At 67.9% G+C, this 14,627-nt stretch carries 15 protein-coding genes; 12 read left to right on the forward strand and 3 right to left on the reverse strand.

Going from position 1 to position 14,627, the window contains the following annotated elements; all coding sequences use genetic code 11:
* Positions 1-8: 8 nt before the first annotated feature.
* Positions 9-1,505 (reverse strand): YifB family Mg chelatase-like AAA ATPase, encoded by a 1,497-nt coding sequence (locus ACUVYZ_RS15170; RefSeq protein ID WP_439933152.1) that lies wholly within the window; start codon positions 1,503-1,505, stop codon positions 9-11.
* Positions 1,506-1,584: 79 nt separating this feature from the next.
* Positions 1,585-1,830: an accessory factor UbiK family protein gene (locus ACUVYZ_RS15175; protein ID WP_439933151.1), complete on the reverse strand. Its 246-nt coding sequence runs from the start codon at positions 1,828-1,830 to the stop codon at positions 1,585-1,587.
* Between the two features lie 301 nt (positions 1,831-2,131).
* On the opposite strand from ACUVYZ_RS15175, the gene ACUVYZ_RS15180 reads away from it, so the two are divergent.
* From ACUVYZ_RS15180 to ACUVYZ_RS15235, 12 genes are all read left to right on the forward strand, one after another.
* Entirely contained in the window at positions 2,132-2,932 is an 801-nt protein-coding gene (locus ACUVYZ_RS15180) for a TorF family putative porin (RefSeq protein ID WP_439933150.1), read from the forward strand.
* Positions 2,933-2,983: 51 nt separating this feature from the next.
* Positions 2,984-3,322, forward strand: coding sequence for a P-II family nitrogen regulator (gene glnK / locus ACUVYZ_RS15185; protein ID WP_147799005.1), 339 nt, complete (start codon positions 2,984-2,986; stop codon positions 3,320-3,322).
* A 9-nt stretch (positions 3,323-3,331) separates the two neighbouring features.
* Positions 3,332-4,756 (forward strand): ammonium transporter, encoded by a 1,425-nt coding sequence (locus tag ACUVYZ_RS15190; RefSeq protein ID WP_439933149.1) that lies wholly within the window; start codon positions 3,332-3,334, stop codon positions 4,754-4,756.
* 128 nt (positions 4,757-4,884) lie between these two features.
* Positions 4,885-6,186 (forward strand): glutamate--cysteine ligase, encoded by a 1,302-nt coding sequence (gshA, locus tag ACUVYZ_RS15195; RefSeq protein ID WP_439933148.1) that lies wholly within the window; start codon positions 4,885-4,887, stop codon positions 6,184-6,186.
* Between the two features lie 7 nt (positions 6,187-6,193).
* The gene (gene gshB / locus ACUVYZ_RS15200) at positions 6,194-7,174 is read left to right on the forward strand and encodes a glutathione synthase (protein ID WP_439933147.1); all 981 of its coding nucleotides are present in this window, start codon (positions 6,194-6,196) and stop codon (positions 7,172-7,174) included.
* 82 nt (positions 7,175-7,256) lie between these two features.
* Positions 7,257-8,324, forward strand: coding sequence for an FAD:protein FMN transferase (locus ACUVYZ_RS15205; RefSeq protein WP_439933146.1), 1,068 nt, complete (start codon positions 7,257-7,259; stop codon positions 8,322-8,324).
* 30 nt (positions 8,325-8,354) lie between these two features.
* A complete protein-coding gene (locus ACUVYZ_RS15210) occupies positions 8,355-8,774 on the forward strand; it encodes a PTS sugar transporter subunit IIA (protein ID WP_439933145.1) in 420 nt (139 codons plus the stop codon).
* Entirely contained in the window at positions 8,755-9,024 is a 270-nt protein-coding gene (locus tag ACUVYZ_RS15215) for an HPr family phosphocarrier protein (RefSeq protein ID WP_439933144.1), read from the forward strand. The genes ACUVYZ_RS15210 and ACUVYZ_RS15215 overlap by 20 nt, the downstream gene beginning before the upstream one ends.
* Before the next feature lie 28 nt (positions 9,025-9,052).
* On the forward strand, positions 9,053-10,777 hold the full coding sequence (gene ptsP / locus ACUVYZ_RS15220) for a phosphoenolpyruvate--protein phosphotransferase (RefSeq protein WP_439933143.1): 1,725 nt from the start codon (positions 9,053-9,055) through the stop codon (positions 10,775-10,777).
* A 45-nt stretch (positions 10,778-10,822) separates the two neighbouring features.
* Positions 10,823-11,962 carry a homoserine O-succinyltransferase MetX gene (gene metX, locus ACUVYZ_RS15225; protein ID WP_439933142.1) on the forward strand — a complete coding sequence of 380 codons (1,140 nt, stop codon included), beginning with the start codon at positions 10,823-10,825 and terminating at the stop codon, positions 11,960-11,962.
* The gene (gene metW / locus ACUVYZ_RS15230) at positions 11,959-12,597 is read left to right on the forward strand and encodes a methionine biosynthesis protein MetW (protein ID WP_439933141.1); all 639 of its coding nucleotides are present in this window, start codon (positions 11,959-11,961) and stop codon (positions 12,595-12,597) included. The genes metX and metW overlap by 4 nt, the downstream gene beginning before the upstream one ends.
* A 188-nt stretch (positions 12,598-12,785) precedes the next feature.
* Complete coding sequence (locus ACUVYZ_RS15235; protein ID WP_439933140.1) at positions 12,786-13,220, forward strand: DUF4426 domain-containing protein; 435 nt, start codon at positions 12,786-12,788, stop codon at positions 13,218-13,220.
* Here the strand turns inward: ACUVYZ_RS15235 and ACUVYZ_RS15240 are convergent.
* Positions 13,202-14,614 (reverse strand): AmpG family muropeptide MFS transporter, encoded by a 1,413-nt coding sequence (locus ACUVYZ_RS15240; protein WP_439933139.1) that lies wholly within the window; start codon positions 14,612-14,614, stop codon positions 13,202-13,204. The genes ACUVYZ_RS15235 and ACUVYZ_RS15240 overlap by 19 nt on opposite strands.
* Positions 14,615-14,627: the final 13 nt, after the last annotated feature.

The following is a 14,627-nucleotide window of genomic DNA, read 5'->3' on the forward strand; positions in this document are numbered from 1 at the left end:
TCCTTCCTTCAGCCCCGATCGAGCTTTCGGTACTGGATGGCCTCCGCCACGTGGGCGGCGCCGATCCCCTCCGCTCCCGCCAGGTCGGCGATCGTACGGGCCACCTTAAGCACCCGGTGGTAGGCCCGGGCGGAGAGGTTGAGCTGGCCCATGGCCCGGCGCAGCAGGGCCGCCCCTTCCCGCTCGGGCACACAGAAGGCGTCGATCTCCTGCACCGATAGTCGGGCGTTGGGCTTGTCCTGGCGCTGGAGCTGGACCCGGTAGGCCCGCTCTACCCGGGCGCGGATGGCGCGAGAGGGCTCGCCGGTAGGCTGGCCCATGAGTTCCTCTTCGGCCACGGCCGGCACCTCGATCTGCAAATCGATGCGGTCTAGGAGCGGCCCCGAGATGCGGCCCCGGTAGCGGGCCACCTGGTCCGGGGTGCAGCGGCAGCGACCGCTGAAGTGGCCCAGGTAGCCGCAGGGGCAGGGGTTCATAGCGGCCACGAGCTGGAAGACCGCAGGAAAATCCGCCTGGCGCGCCGCACGGGACACGGTCACCCGGCCCGACTCCAGGGGCTCCCGCAGCACCTCCAACACCTTGCGGTCGAACTCGGGCAGCTCGTCCAGGAACAGCACCCCGTGCAGGGCAAGCGAGATTTCCCCTGGCCGCGGGTTGCCGCCGCCTCCCACCAGGGCGACGGCGGAGGCGGTGTGGTGGGGGGCGCGAAACGGCCGGCGTTTCCACGCCGCGGGGGAAAACCCCTGGCTGCCCAGGGACTGGAGGGCCGCCGCCTCCAGGGCCTGGGCGTCGGTCATCTCCGGCAGGATGCCCGGGAGCCGGGCGGCCAGCATGCTCTTGCCGGTGCCCGGGGGCCCCACCATGAGGACGCTGTGGCCCCCCGCCGCGGCGATTTCCAAGGCCCGCTTGGCCGTCCCCTGGCCGCGCACCTCCTGCATGTCCGGGTATTGGGGCTCGGCGGGCTGGGGAGCTGGGAGGGCCCGCTCCAGGGGCTGCTTGCCGTGGAGAAAGGCGCACACCTCCAGGAGGCTCCGGGCGCCGTAGACGAGGGCCTCCCCCACCAGGGCCGCCTCCCGGGCGCTCTCCTGCGGCAGCACGAAGCCGCGCCCATCCCGGGAGGCCCCGTACACCATGGCCAGGGCCCCGCGGATGGAGCGAAGCTCTCCCGTGAGGGCCAGCTCCCCGGCCCATTCCATCCCGGCGAGCCGCTCCCGGGGGACCTGGCCCGAGGCGGCCAGGATGCCTAGGGCGATGGGCAGGTCGAAGCGGCCGCTCTCCTTGGGAAGGTCGGCGGGAGCCAGGTTCACCGTGATGCGGCGGTTGGGAAATTCGAAGCGGCTGTTCTGCAGCGCCGCCCGCACCCGGTCCTTGGCTTCCTTCACCTCGGTCTCGGGCAGGCCCACGATGGTGAAGCCGGGAAGCCCGTTGGCGAGATGCGCCTCCACCGTCACCAAGGGCGCTTCGATTCCAGCGAGCGCCCGGCTGTAGAGCACCGCAACGCTCATCCGCTGCGGGAGTGAGGGCGAAGACCAGGACGCAAGGGGCCCTGCCCCGCGCCGAAGGGGGGTCCGGCAAGACCCGTGCTCACTCCTGCTCCCCCGCCTGGGCCTCCAGCGCCGCCACCCGGCGCTCCAGGGCTTCCAGCTTTTCCCGGGTGCGGGCGAGCACCTCCCGCTGCACGTCGAATTCCTCCCGGGTCACCAGGTCGAGGCGGGCGAAGACGCTCGCCAGCAGGGCTTTCAGGTTTTTCTCCAGGTCCTTCGCCGGGCTCGCCGCCAGCACTTCGCTCACCCTGGAACCGATCTCATCCAGCAGCTCTTTTCTCATCATCTTCGGGATCCCCTTGGAGCGACGACGTGGGCGCAACTATTCCATCACTTGACCCCCTTGTGCAATGCCAGACTCCATCGCCGGATCCGCCGGGGCGACGACCTCCGCGCCTTGGCACCAATATGGTGCAGCAGGGCACAGCGACGCATCGATTCGGTGCATGGCGCAGGCCGATCCTCCCCCACCTTTATGCAAGCCCATGAACCGACGAACGATTTTCCTTTGGCATAAAACCTGCTGAACCGGCGGTGATTTCGTCTAGGCATCCTCCCAACCGCCGAATAGAAAGGAAGGAATCGTCATGCGCAAAGCCCTTGTCGCTGCCGCTACTGCCATCGTATTCACCGCGCCCGGCCTGGCTCTGGCGGAGGACTCTCCCCATTCGTTCACCGGCAACGTAGGGCTGTTCAGCCAATACGTCTTCCGTGGCCTGACCCAGACCAACGAGGATCCGGCCGTGCAGGGGGGGTTCGACTACGCCTACAACTTCGGCCCCGCCAGCCTCTATCTCGGCACCTGGGCGTCCAACATCAGTTGGCTGCGGGACTCCGGCCAATACACGAGCTCCAGCCTGGAGTGGGACTTCTACGGCGGCGTCAAGGGCAATATCGGCGCCACCGACTTCACTTACGACGTCGGCTACCTCTTCTACTACTACCCGGGCGATGTGGCTCCCGGGGGCGTGCGCGGCAATACCCAGGAAGTCTACGGCGCCCTCGGCTGGAAATGGTTCACGGTGAAGTATTCCTATAGCGTCGACAACAAGACGTTCGCGGTTCAAGACAGCCGGGGAACCTGGTACCTGGACCTCTCGGCCAGCGTGCCCCTAGGCGACACTGGCTTCACGGCTTTCGCCCACTGGGGCAAGCAGGAGTACGACGGCACGGATCCGCGCAACGCCGGCGGCGCCTCCAACGACAGTCTCTTCAGCTACGAGGATTGGAAAGTTGGCGTGTCTTATGCGGTGCCCTCGGGGGTGCTCCAGGGCCTGAATATCGGCGCGTACTATACCGACACCAACGCCAACGACGCCGGCTACACCATCAACGGCAAGAACATCGGCGATAGCCAGTTCGTGGTGTACGTGCAAAAGTTTTTCTGATGCAGGCCTGCCGACGGCTTATCCGTTATCACAACCCGCTGGGGGAATGACATGAAATTCGTCACGGCCATCATCAAGCCATTCAAGCTCGACGAGGTGCGGGAGGCTCTGTCCGCCATCGGCGTGCAAGGCATCACGGTCACCGAGGTCAAGGGCTTCGGACGGCAGAAGGGACACACCGAGCTCTATCGCGGTGCGGAGTACGTGGTGGACTTTCTGCCCAAGGTGAAGGTGGAAGTCGCCATCAAGTCCGAGCTGCTCGACCAGGTGATCGAGGCCATCGAGAAATCGGCCAGCACCGGCAAGATCGGCGACGGTAAGATCTTTGTCTTTGACCTGGAGCAAGTGATCCGCATCCGCACCGGCGAAACCGGCGCGGACGCCCTGTAGGAGAATGTCATGAAGCGACTCATCGCACTCTTCGCCCTGTGCGCCTCCCTGGGGGTGGCAGCGCCGGCTCTCGCGCAGCAGAGCACCGAGGGTGCCGGCGTACCCGCTGCCGCGCAGACAGAAGCCAAGCCGGCGGAAGCGGCACCCGTCACCGCTGCGCCCGTCCCTGCTCCGGCGGCCCCCGCACCAGCGCCGGCCGAAGAGAAGAAACCCACCCTCGACTCGGGCAGCACCGCCTGGATGATCACCGCCACGGTGCTGGTCATCATGATGACGATCCCGGGCCTGGCGCTCTTCTACGGCGGCTTGGTGCGCGCCAAGAACGCGTTGTCCATCCTGATGCAGGTGTTCATCACCTTCTCCCTGGTGTCGGTGCTGTGGGCCCTTTTCGCCTACAGCCTGGCCTTCACCGAGGGGGCGGGTGCGCTCAACAAGGTGATCGGAGGCCTGTCCAAGGCCTTCATGAAGGGCATCACGCCCGAGACCCTGAGTGGGGTGATTCCCGAATACGTCTTCGCTACGTTCCAGATGACCTTCGCCGCCATCACGCCCGCGCTCATCGTCGGGGCGTTTGCCGAACGCATCAAGTTCTCCGCGGTGCTGTGGTTCATGGCGCTATGGCTCGTTTTCTGCTATGCGCCCATCGCCCACATGGTGTGGGGCGGCGGCTGGCTGGCAGACTTGGGCGCCAAGGACTTCGCCGGCGGCACGGTGGTGCACGTCAATGCCGGCATCGCCGGGCTGGTGGGGGCGCTGGTGCTGGGCAAGCGGGTGGGCTACGGGCGCGAGCCCATGCCGCCCCATAACCTGGGGCTCACCATGGTGGGAGCCTCCCTGCTGTGGGTGGGCTGGTTCGGCTTCAACGTGGGCTCGGAGCTGGCCGCCGACGGCATCGCCGGCATGGTGCTCGCCAACACCCAGTTCGCCACCGCCGCCGCGGTGCTCGGCTGGATGTTCGTGGAGTGGATGAGCAAGGGCAAGCCCAGCATGCTGGGCGCCGCCTCCGGCGCCATCGCGGGGCTGGTGGCCATCACCCCGGCGTGCGGATTCGTCGGGCCGATGGGCGCCCTGGTCATCGGGGCGCTGGCCGGCATCATCTGCTACTGGGCGGTGACCAGCCTCAAGCACGCCCTCGGCTATGACGACTCGCTGGATGTCTTCGGCGTCCATGGGGTGGGCGGCATGCTCGGCGCGATCCTGACCGGCGTCTTCATGTCCGCCGGGCTGGGCGGCGTGGGCTATCCGGAAGGCGTGTCCATGGGCGGGCAGGTCATGAAGCAAATCATCGCCACCCTCACCACCATCGTGTGGACCGGCATCCTGAGCTTTGTCATTTACAAGGTGATCGACGCCACCATCGGGCTGCGGGTCACCGAAGAGGAAGAGCGCGAAGGCCTCGACGTCACCTCCCACGGCGAGAAAGCCTACAACTGAGCCATTGATCCTCTGAAGTCGGCCTGGACGGGCGCCTGCGGGCGCCCGTTTTTTTTTGGCGAGCGTCCCCGCGCCGGGCTGGCCCCGGCCGGTTCCGGTAGTAAAATCCTGGTTTTCAGGAAGCTCCCATGAACGTTCCCCGCCTCACCACGGCCCAGTCCGGCCCCCTCCTGGATCTGGAGCGCGCGATCCTCGACGCCATGCCCGCGATCGAGCATTGGCTCCGTGGTCAGTGGCAGGAGCATGCGGCGCCGTTCTACGCCTCCGTGGATCTGCGCAACAGCGGCTTCAAGCTGGCGCCGGTGGACACCAACCTCTTTCCCGGCGGCTTTAACAACCTCAATCCGGACTTCCTGCCCTTGTGCGTGCAGGCGGCGATGGCGGCGGTGGAGAAGATCTGCCCCGAGGCGCGGGGCGTGCTGCTGATCCCCGAGAGCCATACCCGCAACGTCCACTACCTGCAAAACGTGGCCGCCCTCGCCAACATCCTGCGGCTCGCGGGGCTCCACGTGCGCGTGGGAAGCCTGCTGCCGGAGGTAACCGCCCCCAAGACGATCCCCTTACCGGACGGACAGATCCTTACCCTGGAGCCGCTCCAGCGCAAAGGCAACCGCCTGACCGTCGAAGGCTTCGACCCCTGCGCCGTGCTGCTCAACAACGACCTCTCGGCGGGGGTGCCGGAGATCCTCAAGGGGCTAGAGCAGCCGGTGATCCCGCCCCTGGTCGCCGGCTGGAGCACGCGGCGCAAGTCGCGCCATTTCACCGCCTACGAGCGGGTGGCCAAGGAGTTCGCTGGGCTCATCGGCATCGACCCCTGGCTCATCAACCCCTACTTCGCCGCCTGCGGCCAGATCAACTTCAAGGAAAAGCGCGGCGAGGAGTGCCTCGCGGCCTACGTGGACGAGATCCTCAAGGACGTGGGCGAGAAGTACCGGGAGTACGGCATCCGCGAGGCGCCCTTCGCCGTGGTAAAGGCCGACGCCGGCACCTACGGCATGGGCGTGATGATGGTGCGGGACGCCAGCGAGGTGCGGGAGCTCAACCGCAACCAGCGCAAGAAAATGGCGGTGGTCAAGGAAGGGCTGGAAGTGCACGAGGTGCTGGTTCAGGAGGGCGTCTACACCTACGAGAACATCGACGACGCGGTGGCCGAGCCGGTGATCTACATGATCGACCACTTCGTGGTGGGCGGCTTCTACCGGGTGCACACCGCCCGAGGCAAAGACGAGAACCTGAACGCGCCCGGCATGCACTTCGTGCCCCTCGCCTTCGAGACCTCTTGCCTCACCCCCGACTTCACCGGCAGCCCGGACTGCCCGCCCAACCGGTTCTATGCCTACAGCGTGGTGGCGCGGCTCGCCCTGGTGGCGGCGGCGATGGAGTTGGAGCAGTACCTGGCCGAGCCCCAGCTCGCCGCGATCTCCGGCTGAGGCGGGCATGGACCTGCTGTTCATCCTCGACCCCCTCGACAGCCTCAAGACCTACAAGGATTCCTCCTACGCCATGATGCGGGAGGCGGCCGCCCGGGGACATCGCCTCTGGGCCATGGAGCAGGGCGATCTCGCCTGGCGCAACGGCGGCGTGGTGGGCCACGCGAGGCCCCTTTCCCTGACCGATGACCTTCACGACTGGTACCGGGCGGGCGAGGCCGCCGAGACCCCCCTCGAGCGCTTCGACGCGGTGCTCATGCGCAAGGACCCGCCCTTCGACATGGAATACGTTTTCTCCACCTATCTCCTGGAGCTGGCCGAGGCAGCGGGGACCTGGGTGGTGAACCGGCCCCAGGCGCTGCGGGACTTCAACGAAAAGATGGCCTGCGCCCGGTTTCCCCAGTTCATCCCGCCCAGCCTGGTGACCCGCCGGCACGACCTGATCCGCGCTTTCCTGGAAGAGCACGGGGACGTGATTCTGAAACCCCTGGACGGCATGGGGGGCGCCGAGATCTTCCGGGTGCGCCGGGACGACCCCAACTTCAACGTCATCGTGGAGACCCTGACCCGCCACGGCGCCCGCTCGGTGATGGCCCAGCGCTATCTCCCCGACATCGTCAAGGGAGACAAGCGGGTGTTGGTGATCGACGGGGAACCGGTGCCCTACTGCCTCGCCCGCATCCCTCGGCCCGGGGAAACCCGGGGCAACCTGGCGGCGGGGGGCAAAGGCGTGGCCCAGCCCCTCTCGCCCCGGGACCGGGAGATCGCGCAAAGCCTCGGGCCGACCCTCAAGGCCCATGGGCTCCTGCTGGTAGGCCTGGACGTCATCGGCGACTATCTCACCGAGGTGAACGTCACCAGCCCCACCTGCATGGTGGAGATCGCCCAGCAGACGGGTTTCAACGTGGCCGGCATGATGATCGACGCCCTGGAGCGGGGGGCGGCGCTACGGCACGAGCGGCGCGACCGGCCCAAGGAAATCCCATGACGAGCTGCCGGAAAGCGCGCGGGGCCATGGCTTAAGCTTTCGTCCGGCGCTTGTGGCTCGATTGCCTCTTTCCCCGCACCGTTTGCGGTCCCAGCGATTTTGGCGCTTCCCGCTCCTGGCGCTCGCCCTCGCCCTTGGGGGCTGCGGGGGCGAGCCGGTCCACCAGGAGCAGGCCTACGTCTTCGGCACCCTGGTAGAGGTGACCCTGTACGGGGAGCCCGAGCCCCGCGCCCGGGCCCTCGCCCGGGAGGTGTTCCGGGAGTTCCAGCGCCTGCACGACCAGTACCACGCCTGGAAGCCGAGCCGGTTAACCGCCCTCAACGCGGCATTCGCCGCAGGCCCCCAGCCCGTGCCGGTGGAGGAGGAGCTCGCCGGTTTCATCCGGGAGGCGACCGAGCTCTCCCGCCGCTCCGGAGGGCTGTTCAACCCGGCCATCGGCCGCTTGGTGGCGCTGTGGGGCTTCCACGGGGAGACCTTCGAGCCGCGCCTGCCGGAGGCCGGCGCCGTGGCCCGGCTCGTGGCCCAGCGCCCCGCCATGGAAGACATCGTTCTGGCGCAAGGAACCGCGGCGAGCCGCAACCCGGCGGTGCAGCTCGACTTCGGGGGCTACCTCAAGGGCAAGGCCCTGGACCACGCGGCCCGGCTGCTACGGGGGAAAGGGGTGGCCAACGCCCTCATCAACGTGGGGGGCAACGTGCTCGCCCTGGGCCGCCGGGGGGATCGGCCCTGGCGCGTGGGCATCCAGCACCCGCGCAAGCCCGGGCCCATCGCCGTGCTCGATCTCCAGGACGGGGAGGCGATCGGTACCTCCGGCGACTACCAGCGGTATTTCGAGCTGGACGGCCGGCGCTACTGCCATCTCATCGACCCGCGTACCGGCCTGCCGGGGCAAAGCGCCCAATCGGCCACGGTGCTGGCCCCGCCCGGCCCGGACGCCGGAACCTTGTCGGATGCGGCCTCCAAGCCCGTGTTCCTGGCGGGCCTTGAGGGGTTTCCCGCCTCGGCCCGGACCATGGGCACCCCGGCGGCCCTCTTGATCGACGCCCAGGGCGGACTCCATGTCACGCCGGAACTGGAGGCGCGCCTGAGCCTGGTGGACCGGGAAGCCAGGAGCCTGCCCGCGCCGCCTGGGCCGGTGGCTTTGCAGTAAAATCATCTTATTGAACTTGGGGGACAACCCATGGTAGGCATCCTGATCGTCGCCCACGGCACCCTGGGCGAGAGCCTGATCCACTGCGCCAGCCACGTGATGGGCAGCCGCCCGCTGCAGCTCATGCAGGTGGGGGTGACGGTCCACGACGACCCGGAGGCGATCCTGCCCCAGGCGCTCAAGCTGGTGAAGCAACTGGACCAGGGGGACGGGGTGCTGGTGCTCTCGGACATCTGCGGCGGAACGCCGTGCAACATCGCCTGCCGTTTGAGGGTGCCAGGGCGCGTGGAAGTGGTGGCCGGGGTGAGCCTGCCCATGCTGATCCGCGCCCTCACCTACCGCAACGAGCCGCTCGCCACGGTGATCGCCAAGGCGCTTTCCGGCGGCATCGAAGGCGTCATGCATCTTGCGGCGAGCGACCCCCAGCGGAATGTTGCGACGGGACGTTGAGATCATCAACAAGCTGGGCCTCCACGCCCGGGCTTCCGCCAAGCTCAGCCAGCTCGCCTCCCAGTACCGGAGCGACGTATGGCTCTCCCGGGACGGGCGGCGGGTCAACGCCAAGAGCATCATGGGGGTCATGATGCTGGCGGCGGGGAAAGGCTCCCGCATCGTGATCGAGACCGAAGGTCCCGACGAGGAAGAAGCGATGCAGGCCCTGATCGCCTTGATCGGCGACTATTTCGGCGAGGGGGAATAGCCCGCCGCCCCAACCGGACCCTTCTGCCATGAGCTTCACCTTGCACGGCACGGGCGCCTCCCCCGGCATCGCCATCGGCCGCGCCCACCTCGCCTCCCAGGCCAGCCTGGAGGTGGCCCATTACGTGCTGCCCGAGTCCCGCATCCCCGACGAGGTGGCCCGCTTCAAGGCGGCGGTGAAGGCGGCCCGCAACGAGATCATCGCCCAGCGGGAAAGCCTGCCGCCCAACGCGCCAGCGGAGCTGGAAGCGTTCCTCAACGTCCATCTCATGATCCTGGAGGACGAGATCCTGTCCCGGGCGCCGATCCAGCGCATCCGCACCGAGCAGTGCAACGCCGAATGGGCCCTACGAATGCAGATGGACGCCCTCGTCGCCCAGTTCGACGAGATGGAGAACGAGTACCTGCGCGAGCGCAAGAACGACGTGGTGCAGGTGGTGGAGCGGATCATAAAGGCCCTGCTAGGGCATCCGCCCGCCGCCGTCCCCGCACCCGCCGCCGGCGAGCCCGTGATCCTGGTGGCGCGGGACCTCTCCCCCGCGGACGTGATGATCTACAAGCACCACCAGTTCGCCGCCTTCGTCACCGACCTGGGCGGCGCGACCTCCCACACCGCCATCGTCGCCCGCAGCCTGGGCATCCCCTCCATCGTGGCCCTGCGCCACGCGCGCCAGCTCGTCCGGGAAAACGACCTGGTGATCGTGGACGGCGGCGCCGGGGTGGTGGTGGTGAACCCGGACCGGAGCATCCTGGCGGAGTACGAGCTGCGGCGCCACCTGTGGGAGCTGGAACGGCAGAAGCTGAAGCGCCTGAAGAGCGCCAAGGCGGTCACCCTGGACGGGGTGCCGGTGGAACTGCAGGCCAACATCGAGCTGCCCGAGGACGTGGAGCAGGTGAAGGAGAGCGGGGCGAGCGGCATCGGGCTGTTCCGCAGCGAGTTCCTGTTCCTGAACCGCAACGACTTGCCCAGCGAGGACGAGCAGTTCGAAGCCTACCGCCGGGTGGTGCGCCAGATGAAGGGGCTGCCGGTCACGATCCGCACTCTAGACCTGGGAGCCGACAAGCAACTGAACGGGGCCCAGCGCTTCAGCGCCAATCCGGCCCTGGGTCTGCGGGCCATCCGGCTGTGCCTCGCCGAGCCGCACATGTTCCGCACCCAGTTGCGGGCGATCCTGCGGGCCTCCCATTACGGGCGGGTGCGCATCCTGCTGCCCATGCTCTCCAGTCTCTCCGAGCTGGTCCAGGCCCTCGCCCTGATCGAGCAGGCCAAGCGGGAGCTGGCCGACGAGCGGGTGAAGTTCGATCCCCAGGTGCCGGTGGGCGGCATGATCGAAGTGCCGGCCGCCGCCCTTATGCTGGAGGCGTTCCTGCGCCGACTTGAGTTCCTGTCCATCGGCACCAACGACCTGATCCAGTACACCCTGGCCATCGACCGTACCGACGAGGCCGTGGCCCACCTCTACGATCCCCTGCACCCGGCGGTGCTGCACCTGGTGGCTCGGGTGATCGGCACCGCCACCCGGGCGGGGGTGCCCGTGGCGGTGTGCGGCGAGATGGCGGGGGACGTGGCGCTTACCCGCCTGCTCTTGGGCTTCGGGTTGCGGGAGTTCTCCATGCACCCGTCCAACATCCTCATGGTCAAGCAGCAGGTGCTGCGCACCGACCTCTCCCGTATCGCCGGGCTCACCCGGAAAATGCTCAAGGCCGAAAGCCACGAAAGGCTGCTCACCCTGCTCGAGCGGCTGAACGCCTAGATGACGCTATAATCGCGCCTCGAATCGAGCGATCGCGCCATCTCCATGTTCGATCCCACTTCGGTCGGCCTGGTCACGCCGCAGAAGGTCCGCTTCGACGAGCCCCTCACCCTCAAGTGCGGGCGCGCGCTGGCGGGCTACGAGCTCGCCTACGAGACCTACGGGGAGCTCAACGCCGAGCGCTCCAACGCGGTGCTGGTGTGCCACGCCCTGTCCGGCAGCCACCACGTGGCGGGTTACCACTCCGACGACCGCAAGAGCGCCGGCTGGTGGGAAAACATGGTGGGCCCGGGCAAGCCCATCGACACCCGCCGCTTCTTCGTCGTGGGCGTCAACAACCTGGGCGGCTGCCACGGCTCCACCGGGCCGGCTAGCATCAACCCGGAGACGGGCAAGCCCTACGGCGCCTCCTTTCCCATCGTCACCGTGGAGGACTGGGTGGCCTCCCAGGCCCGGTTCGCCGATTACCTGGGCATCGAGCAGTGGGCCGCGGTGGTGGGAGGGAGCTTGGGCGGCATGCAGGCGCTGCAGTGGGCCATCGATTTCCCGACCCGGATCCGCCACGCCATCGCCATCGCCGCGGCACCCAAGCTCACCGCCCAGAACATCGCCTTCAACGACGTGGCGCGCCAGGCGATCCTCACCGACCCGGACTTCCATCACGGGGACTTCTATTCCCACGGGGTGGTGCCGCGCTGGGGCCTGCGGCTCGCCCGCATGCTGGGCCACATCACCTACCTCTCCGACGACTCCATGGCGGAGAAATTCGGCCGCGAGCTGCGCGCGGGGGACTACACCTTCGGCTGGGACATCGAGTTCGAGATCGAGTCCTACCTGCGCTACCAGGGCGACAAGTTCGCCAGCCATTTCGACGCCAACACCTACCTGCTGATGACCAAGGCCCTGGACTACTTCGACCCCGCCTATCCCCACGGCGGGGATCTTTCGGCGGCGTTCCGGCCGGCGCGGGCGGCCTTCCTGGTGATCTCCTTCAGCTCCGACTGGCGCTTCGCCCCGGGCCGCTCCCGGGACATCGTCAAGGCGCTGCTGGACAACAAGCTGGACGTGACCTACGCGGAGATCCGCTCGGCCCACGGCCACGATTCCTTCCTCATGGAGGATCCCCACTACCACGCGCTCATGCGGGCGTACATGGAGAACATCGACCTGGGAGGCGGTCGATGAAGGAGCCCAGGCTGCCCGCCGCCATCGATCCCGCCGTCGCCCAGCTCGCCGCGGCGCGGCCGGACTTCCAGGCCATCGCCCGCTGGATCAAGCCCGGCGCCCAGGTGCTGGACCTGGGCTGCGGGGACGGGTCGCTGCTGCGCTACCTGCGGGAGACCCGCAGCGCCCACGGCTACGGGGTGGAGATCAACGACGAAGGCGTGCTCGCCTGCGTGAGGAACCGGGTCAACGTGATCCAGGCGGACCTGGAGTCGGGGCTTTCGGGTTTCGAGTCCGGTTCCTTCGATTATGTGATCCTGTCCCAGACCCTGCAGGCCATGCGCCACACCGAGCGCATCGTGCGCGAAATGGTGCGAGTGGGACGCGAGGCCATCGTCTCGTTTCCCAACTTCGGCTACTGGCGCCACCGGGTGCAGGTGCTGATGGGGCGCATGCCCGTGTCCAAGAGCCTGCCGTACCAGTGGTTCAACACGCCCAACGTGCACCTGTGCACCCTCAAGGATTTCGAATGGTTCTGCGATCAGCACGGGGTGCGGATCCTGGAGCGCATGGTGCTCGGCAACGGGTCCACGGTGACCTGGTTCCCCAACTTGCTCGGCTCCATCGCGGTCTACCGGGTCGAGCAGCTCCGGTGAAGCTTCATGTCACCCGGAATGGCGCCACGAATCGACCCGAGCGCCGGGAACGAAAATGAGAAAGAGGCGCTGGTCTTGCCTTCCCCGACCCGGGCCCATCAAAATGACGAAACGGGCATAATGCCGTTCGTATCCACCCGGCAGCCGGAGAAAAATATGGCTCCAGGCCATCTCAAGGGGCTCTCCCCATGAAAGCATGGAAATTCGTCTTTGGGCTGGCGGCGCTGCTGCTGCCCCTCGGCGGCGTCGCCGAGCTGTCCAAGAAGTTCGGCGACTACGAGATCCATTACAACGCCCTCGTCACCGAAGATCTCGCGCCGGAGGTGGCCCGGGCCTACGGCATTACCCGCAGCCGCAACGCCGGCATGCTGACCGTGGCGGTGCTGAAGCGGGACGCGAGCGGTGCGCTCCAGCCGGTGGCCGCCGAGGTCAAGGCGACCGTGGTCACCCTGACCGCCCGGCTCACCACCCTGGAGCTCAAGGAAGTGCGGGAAGGCGGCGCCATCTACTACATCGGCGAATACCGCCTGTCCCGGCCCGAGACCCTGCGCTTCAGCCTGCAGATCCAGCCCCGGGGCGAGCCGCGCCGCTTCGACCTCCAGTTTCAGCGCACCTTCGACTGAGGAGGGGGAGGGGCGAAGGCCGTCCGACGCCGCTCGCTGCGAGCGGCGAGCCACACCAGCAGCAAGACTGGCAGGCCGATCAGGGCGGTCCCGACGAAGAAGCTTTCGTAGCCGAAGCGGTCCACCGCCAGCCCCGAGAAGCCCGCCAGGACCTTGGGCAGGAGCAGCATGACGGAGCTGAACAGGGCGTACTGGGTGGCGGAGTAGGCCACGTTGGTCAGCCCCGAAAGATAGGCGACGAAAGCGGCGCTGGCGATCCCGGCGCTTAAGTTGTCGGCGGAAATCGCCAGGATCAGCCCCGGCAGGTTGTGCCCCTGGGTGGCGAGCCAGGCGAACAGGAGGTTGGTGGCGGCGGAAAGGGCGGCGCCCAGGAACAGGATGCGCATCACCCCGAGGCGCAGGCTCAGCACCCCGCCGATGGCCGCCCCCACGATGGTCATGACGACCCCGTAGACTTTGGACACGGCGGCCACTTCGTCCTTGGTGTAGCCCATGTCCACGTAGAACGGGTTGGCCATCACCCCCATCACCACGTCCGAGATCCGGTAGGTGGCGATCAAGGCCAGGATCAGCAGGGCCTGCCAGCGGTAGCGCAGCAGGAAATCCAGGAACGGGCTCACCACCGCGCTGTAGCCCCAGGCGAGCAGGTCCGCGAGCCCCTTGGGCAAGAGGCCGCTGCCGTGGAGGCGGGCGCTCACCCGGGCTTCCCGCTCCAGGGTCTCCCGGGACACCGCCACCCGCGGCTCCGCGGAGTAGAGCACCGTGACCATCCCCACCCCCATGAAGCCGGCCATCGCCAAGTAGGCGACGGTCCAGGGCAACGCTTCGTAGGTTGCCTCGCTCGGATCGAAGCGCGCTGCGATCCACAGGGCCCCGGCGGAAGCGAGGATCACGGCCAGCCGGTAGCCCGCCTGGTAGGCGGCGGCCATGGCGCCCTGCAGCTCGGGCGGGGCGGATTCGATGCGGAAGGCGTCGATGGCGATGTCCTGGGTGGCGGAGGCGAAGGCGGTGAGCAGGGCGAAGGCCACCAGCCGCTCCAGGTGGGTGGCCGGATCGGAGAAGGCCATGCCCGTAAGGCCCACGACAACGGCGAGCTGGGCCGCGAGCAGCCAGCTCCGGCGCCGCCCGAGCCGGTGGGTGAGCCAGGGCAACCGCAGGCGATCCACCAGGGGCGCCCAAGCCCACTTGAGCCCATAGGCGAGGGCCACCCAACTCAGGAACCCGATGGTGGTGCGGTCCACCCCCGCTTCCCGCAGCCAGAAAGAAAGGGTCCCCAGGGTGAGCAGCAGGGGCAGCCCCGAGGAGAAGCCCAGGAGCAGCATGCGCGCCACCCGGGGCTCCAGGTACACGCCCAGGGCCGCGAGCCAGGGGTGCGATGAGCGGTCGATGGGCAAGGGAGGCGCGGCG

Source organism: Pelomicrobium sp. P1, from assembly GCF_052805615.1.